General features: G+C 64.0%; 5 protein-coding genes. All 5 read right to left on the bottom strand.

Features of this window, described 5'->3' with window-relative positions; genetic code table 11:
- Window positions 1-143: 143 nt before the first annotated feature.
- The 5 genes from JQ573_RS39975 to JQ573_RS40855 all read right to left on the bottom strand — a co-directional run bounded on the left by JQ573_RS39975 (window position 144) and on the right by JQ573_RS40855 (window position 6231).
- Window positions 144-443: a DUF736 domain-containing protein gene (locus tag JQ573_RS39975; protein ID WP_057196369.1), complete on the bottom strand. Its 300-nt coding sequence runs from the start codon at window positions 441-443 to the stop codon at window positions 144-146.
- Between the two features lie 504 nt (window positions 444-947).
- Window positions 948-1409 (bottom strand): hypothetical protein, encoded by a 462-nt coding sequence (locus JQ573_RS39970; RefSeq protein WP_057196368.1) that lies wholly within the window; start codon window positions 1407-1409, stop codon window positions 948-950.
- Window positions 1378-3270 (bottom strand): hypothetical protein, encoded by a 1893-nt coding sequence (locus JQ573_RS39965; protein ID WP_057196367.1) that lies wholly within the window; start codon window positions 3268-3270, stop codon window positions 1378-1380. The genes JQ573_RS39970 and JQ573_RS39965 overlap by 32 nt, the downstream gene beginning before the upstream one ends.
- Window positions 3267-5099, bottom strand: a complete 1833-nt coding sequence (locus JQ573_RS39960; protein ID WP_057196366.1) for a site-specific integrase — start codon at window positions 5097-5099, stop codon at window positions 3267-3269. Before JQ573_RS39960 ends, JQ573_RS39965 begins: the two co-directional genes overlap by 4 nt.
- On the bottom strand, window positions 5086-6231 hold the full coding sequence (locus JQ573_RS40855) for a tyrosine-type recombinase/integrase (protein WP_312011759.1): 1146 nt from the start codon (window positions 6229-6231) through the stop codon (window positions 5086-5088). Before JQ573_RS40855 ends, JQ573_RS39960 begins: the two co-directional genes overlap by 14 nt.
- Window positions 6232-6586 lie beyond the last annotated feature (355 nt).

Below are 6586 nucleotides of genomic sequence, written 5' to 3'. Positions count from 1 at the left end.
CGTTTTAGGTCAGTTGGCAACCGTCTTTCTGAAATGAAGCGGTTGATCCGATAGCGACATTTTCTGAAGGACACTTCTACAGTGTCCTGTTGTCGGATTTGCGACGCCCCGAGATGGGGCGCCGCATCCGAGCGGTGGCCGCATCAGCGCGACCAGACCAATGCGTAGCCGTCATCGACCGCGACGAGGTTGGCGTAGATCGGCGCCGGGAAGGACGGGTCGTCGAGCTTGACCGAGTGGTAGACGGTGTTGTTGTCCTTGGAGGTCCGCTGCCACGCGGCACCTATCTCGACATTACCGACCACCACGCGCAAGTTCGGAGCCTTCTCGTTCTCAGAGGGTTCGGCCGGAAGGAAGCGCGCCTTGAAATTGAGCGAGAGCGTCTTGATGGTGCCGGTGTATGAGCCGTCTTCGGCGCGGGTGAAGGTGCCAATCTGAGCCATAGTGATCTCCTGTTGCTGTTTCCAAGCCCGCGACCATCGCGGCCTTGATGGCGATCTTTGAGCGCCGCAACGACCGACCTGCAGCCTCTGGCCCGCAGCGTCAGCGGAGGATGGCGGGCTGAGCGATCTTGTTGCCTCGCGAGGAATGCCGCCGCTTGGCGGCAGGGGAAGAAGATCGCGAACGAGCCATTGCGGGTAAAGGTCGGCGAGCGCAGCGAGCGTATTGTGGCGCGTGATCCCCCAGAAAAAGGCCGGTATGGACGTGGGCTAAGCAACCCAACAGGAGAGCATTGCTCAAAGGCCCTCACTACCGCCGCGACGGCGACATCACCGCGGCAACAGTAGCGCGATCGAAGGTACGGCGGGTTGATCCCGCGACCCCGATCCAACGGAGAAGGCTCGATTGTTCGTGCAGATGGCGCCGTGATACCGCCGCTTCGGAGCGGATCCAAGGTAATGCTCGTGAATCCGCCGCGACGAGAACGGCACCCGCGACGCACGAGGTCATTCGCTCGACGTTCGCAGCACTGCGGGACCGCGCAGGACAACGATCTCCTTGGTCAAGTGGGCGCTGCGGCGCTCGGCCCTCTCGGCACGGCGTTCCGCCTCGATGGCGCGTTGGAGGAGGCCGGCATTCTCAGTGACGATCTGCCGGATCTGCTGCTGCATGTTGTCGATTACACCACGCTGTTCGACGAGTGTGTCGCCCATGGTGGTGATCCGATCAGGTACGCTTTGCCGTCGGCGGGCTCGGATGAGGGCGTCGAGGATGTCACGGTGATTGGCGTAGATGGCGTTGCGGCCGACGCCCGCCTCGCGCGCGAGCGCAGCGACGGTCAAACGTCGGATCGAAGCGGCGGGTTGTTCTGAGGATCCATTCGTCAATCGATCGAGCGCCGCGCGCAGCTTCTCCGCCGTGGCCTTTATGCGCCGATCATCCGGATTTGCGGTGGATCTCTTGGGCATGGCCTTCTCCTGCGGCGGAAAGATCGGACAGAATGCGTTGGCACTCGGCGATGCGCGTGTTGGCGAGCGCGAGGCTTGGATCGTCGAGGCGTCGATCGGCGATCAACGCCAGATTGCGGTCGAGGCGTGCCTGCCAGACCGGGCGATGACGCTCGGTGACGGCGAAGTTGGCGCAGCTTGCGCAGGTGCTCTGGGTGCGCCAGAGCGCGTTCGGACCACGATTGTCGCCCATGCAGGCGGCGGTCTCCACACGGTAGACGCAATACCCCCAATCGCAGACGCCGAGCCGCATGCCGCTGTCTTCGATCAGGAAATTGATGTAGGCGGCGAGCTCGCCGTCGCGCGTGCGGCCGCGGAAACGCGATCGCGAGGACAAACGGCGCCCGCCATTGCCGGCGAGGCGCGAGGCGGTGAGCAGCTCCTCGAGAGCGAAGCGCGTCTCTTCGAGGGTCTGTGCGTCCACGAGCTCGCTCAGATCAAAATCGGTACCGACATAGGCGCTGTCGGTCATGATGCGGGTCACATGCCCGAAGTGATGCTGGAGAGCGTGCAGGCCGGTGCGATCGCGCTTGCCGACGAAGCGGGCGAAAGTCTTGCGCCCCTGATGCGTGGTCAGGTGCCAGGGCGTGCCGTCACCCTGACAAGGCAGATCGATGAAGGGAGCGAACCTCCGGTTCAGCCGGATGATGAGAGACCAGCCGGTCGGGACCTCCGGCGGGCGGCGGTCGACGACGCCCCTGCCAGCGAGGGAGAGCCAGAGCTCCGATCGGCCTGTCTCAGCGCGAAATGGCTCCGACAGATGATGCAGGACCTCGACGGCGCGCAGGACGGGTGCCGGCGCCGGCCAGAGATGCGGCGTTCCGGCGTCAGTGCCGGCGGTCTTGAAGATCCGCCCGCGGAGATAGCTAAAGGATTCGGCGCCATCGGCGGATGGGCGCTCTTCGACGCAGTTCGCTTGAAGCGAGAGAATCTCTGACACGCGCGCGCCGACCAGATAGGAGATGGTGACGAAACACGCCTCCTGAATCCGGTTGATCAGCAGGCGCAACTCCCTTGTGCGGGTCAACGGAGGGTGCCAGGCGACCTCCTCGCCCTCGATCGTGGAAAAGCGGAACGAGGAGACGAGCGCACGGACGGCCTGGCGGTGGGCGAAAGGCGTTGGGCCAGGATCGTCCTTGCGAAACGGCACGACGCGGTCGCGCAGCGCGATGACGTCGGCGGCTGGTTGCCCGATCAGCCGGATCGCTGCCGAGATGAGCGCAACGGCGATGTCGTCCGGCGTGTGGGGCAAGCGCTGGATGGTCTGGCGGCCGAAGCCGGAGAACCGGCTAGCGCGCTCATCGGCGAAGGGATGCTCGCTCGGTGGGCAGGCCAGTCTGGCTCTTTGCTGGAAGAGGCCGATCAATAGATTGGCGTATGCCTGACGGGTGCCCGGTCGGAGCGGCATGCCTGCATGGCCGCGTCGCTCCGTGACGGATCGCATGAACTCTTTTGCCGTATCGGTGTCCAACTCGTCGAACCCGTGCATGCCCCGGCCCGCCATCCATCGGATCAGGAAGCGCAGCTGGACGGCCACTGTCACAAGCGATCTGGCCTGAGCTTGCCGGCGACCGACAGGAGGATCGACGCGAAGCGACCATAGGAAGGTGCGGGCATCCTCCAGCCACCGATGCCATCGCGGATCGGTGAAGCGACTGCCGTCCGGCAGCTCGAATGCCCAATCGACGCGAAATTGGTGACGACGCAGATCGGCCCGCGTATGGTCGAAATGCCATTGCGCATCGGTCCAGATCGATCGTGACGAAACGCGTTGCGCGGCATCGAAACGATGGAGCCGCTCTGATTGTGCCGGCATAGTCATTCCAACTCCGGGAGCAGCGGCATGCCGGTAGCGAGCTTGCGGGCGGGCTCGTGCATGTTCGCGGGGAAATCCGGGAGGATGTCCTGGGTGAGAATGCGCCACGACGGGGCATAGAGAAGGCTCCAGCGCTTCGGATCGAGCCGTTTACGAGCCTCTTCGAGCCGATCGACAGCGGCGAGGATGCGCGCCAGATGCCCGACATCGATCGGGACGACGAGGCCCGGACAAGCGAGGCAGCCGCCGAACTGCGGGCAGAGGCGATCGACGCCGTCTCGGCCGGGAGCGACAGGAGCCAGGCAGTCGTGCCCGAAAGGGGCGGTGGCGCGCAGCTTCCCGAAGGCCGGCGGAGGCGTGTCGCGCTCGGGGCCGAGCACCCAGTTGATCATCTGCTCTTGCAGGTGCGCGATCGTCTGGCGCTGGAGGCGGGTCGTCTCCTCGCTCTTGAGATAGGTCTCTGTTGTTGCGACGCTGGCATGGTTCAGGATCGATTGAGCGACGAGAACGTCTCCGCCCGACGCGCGGTAGTGCTCAGTCGCCACGCTTCCACGAAATAACGCCGGCGCAAAGTCTGCGATCGGCTCCCGCAGTTGGTCCGGATGGTCCGTGTTCCACGCGTCGATGCGTTGGTTGGCGCGCTCGATGAATCTGAGGATGGCACGCCTCAGAACGGTGTGTTCGATGACCCCGGTGCGGCTGCGAAGCGATCGGCGCGAATGCTCCTTATGGATGCTGCGCGTCAGGAAGAGTCGATCTTGCTCGCTTGGCGGTGCTGTGGCGATGATCGGTTCTGTCAGCGCCAGCATCATCTCGATCAGGTTGGGTGCGGCATACCGCCGACGGCGATCGAAGGACCGCCGCTGCGCTTTCTGAAGCCGCGCGCCCGTTTTGGGCTTGTTCCAGTCGACGATGACGCGGTGTTCGTCGAGCGGATGCGGCACAAGGCAATCCCGACGGATGTGGCGCAGCGGTTCGGGATTGGCCGCGGTCTGGATGGCGATGGCCAAGAAGAAAGGAACCAGCGTGTCGGTGGTGATATGGAAATACTGCGCCATGGTCCGAGCGCCGCCCCAGTACTGGACCAGCGTGCTGGACTTGATCCCGTGCGCCTCGAGGACAGTCGTGTCGGGCATGAGGCCGTCGTCGATCCGGCCGATGCGCCATATCCATCGGTCGAGCCCCTGGCCGCGCAAGGTCTTGGGCGGTAGCTCGGGGCGTCGGATAACCTCCTGCCCGTACTGAAACCGGGCCCAGGCCTCGTCGATCTCCTCGTAGCAGGCCCGCAGGATCGCCTTGACCTGATTCGAGGGAAGTCGTCGCCGAGGCTGTTGGCTCGCCCTCCGCCCCGGAAACGCATTCCAGGGGATCTCCAGGTCGTGCGCTATGCGCCCGCGTCGATTACGCCGACACCAGAAGAGCAAGGGACGCAGAAGGTCGAAGGCGATAGCGTGGGCCCCGCGTGGCGCTCGCGATGCCCCTTGCTTCTTCAGCCAGAGTACATAGCGGCCAAGTGCCGCGGTATCGAGATCACTCGCGGTCTCGATCATGCCGTCGTCAACGACGAAACAGGTGAAACGTCGGAGCGCCCTCCATGTCGTCTGGCGTGTTGCTGATTGCTGAGCGACGCAATGCGCGCGGAATGCCTCGACCAGGAGGTCACGCAGATCGACAGGCAGGCCGGCGAGCTGTCCGGAATCGAACCGCTGATCGGGGTTGCCCCAGGCATCGACGAAAATGATCGTGTCAGCCGGCGCTATCGAGTCCACCGCCGCCGTCTGCGTCGCCTCAGTTGCAAACCGGCGGTCGATCGGGGTCCGCTTACGAACGGCCATGAGGCACCAGTTCGCCATACAGATAGGCGAGGCTCTCAGCGAGTGTGTCCGCGTGAAGCTCAACACAGCGCAGATAGATCGCGGTCGACTGGATCGACGCATGACCAAGAAGGACCTGCACGATCTTGAGCGGGTTGAGGTCAGGCGTTGTCGCCGCCTGCTTTTGCAGGCGGACAAGCATCGCCATCGCAAAGGTGTGTCGCAGCCAATGCCCTGATCCGGCGAGCCCGGCAGCCCTGAATCCAGCGCCGAAGACCGCCGAGAGCCTTGCGCGTGTGATGGGATCGCCCTTGCTGTTGAGGAAGAGCGTCGCCGGCGACCGATAGCGCGGTCGAGCCGCGCGCAATCGCTTCACGAGCGCGGCGCGCTCCTCTCCGGCGTACCAGTGGGTTCGGTCGATTAGCCGCAACGGCGGATAGACGGTCCTTGGCCGGTCTCCCTTGGTGATGGTCAGCGGGATGCCGACCAGCGGATCTTCCTCGATGTCGAGATGGGCAACCTCCGGTACCTGTTGAAGCTTCAGGCCGCACAACTCCTTGCGGCGCATTCCGGTCGCCAGCGCCCATTCTGCGATCAGCCCATAGGGCGGATCGAGATGGTGGAACAGAGCCTGGAGCTGATCGACGCGCAGCGGGCGCGGCAGCCGCTCCGCTTCCGAAATTGTCAGGACATTCGCCGCTATGATAGGCCGACGGTGGTCAAGATGCGCCATCATGCCCTGGCGCGACGACCGGAGCGACACATCGACATAATCGAACGGCAGCGTGTCGATCAGACCGCGCCGATGCGCCCACAAATAGAAGCGGCACACTGACCGGACACGATCGTTCACGGTTGAACGGGCATAAGGGCGACCCGTATGGGGGCTCGGTGCCGCCAGCATCCTGTTGCGGTACCCAGCAATCGTTCCTTCGTCGGCAAGCCGCCAGTCGAGGCCGCTCTGCTCCAAGCTGTCGAACCAGTCATGCAGGTGCTCGCTGTAGGTCCGCAGCGTCTCCGTCGCATGCGAACGGCCGGGGATCGTGGCGAGCTCGAGCAAATAGCTGAAAGCCGGCTCGATGATCGACATCTGCGCGTCGAGTAAAATGGGAAACCCGGCTGGAATCCCTTCAACGCCGTCGGTCGCCCGCACGATCGAAACCATCCCGCCCTCCGGAGGCAACGCACCCGGAGGCGCAAAGAGAATCAACATCTCCACGTGCTTACCCAATCGATCGAACTAACAGATGACAACACCGTAACGAGAGATAAGCGGAGCGCCTTCGGCGCGAGTCTTCTTTAGATGCGAGGCGTTCCCCCTCGCGCTCCCCCCGTTCGCCACGTGGCAGGGGTGCAGGACTTCGCCTGCACCCAATGAAAAGTTTGTGGTGTCGCCGCCGCGTCAAGCGTTGTCCTCGCTTCGCTGCGGGAACGCTTGACCCGGACGTCTGCGTGCAAAACTCGCAACAGTCAGCGCGCTAAAGGACACCTTCTCGCGCGTAACCTAA

It is taken from the genome of Bradyrhizobium sp. AUGA SZCCT0105, assembly GCF_018129565.1.
Taxonomy (GTDB): domain Bacteria; phylum Pseudomonadota; class Alphaproteobacteria; order Rhizobiales; family Xanthobacteraceae; genus Bradyrhizobium.
Note: the sequence above shows the minus strand (reverse complement) of the source record. Positions and strands in the feature narration are given on the sequence as shown.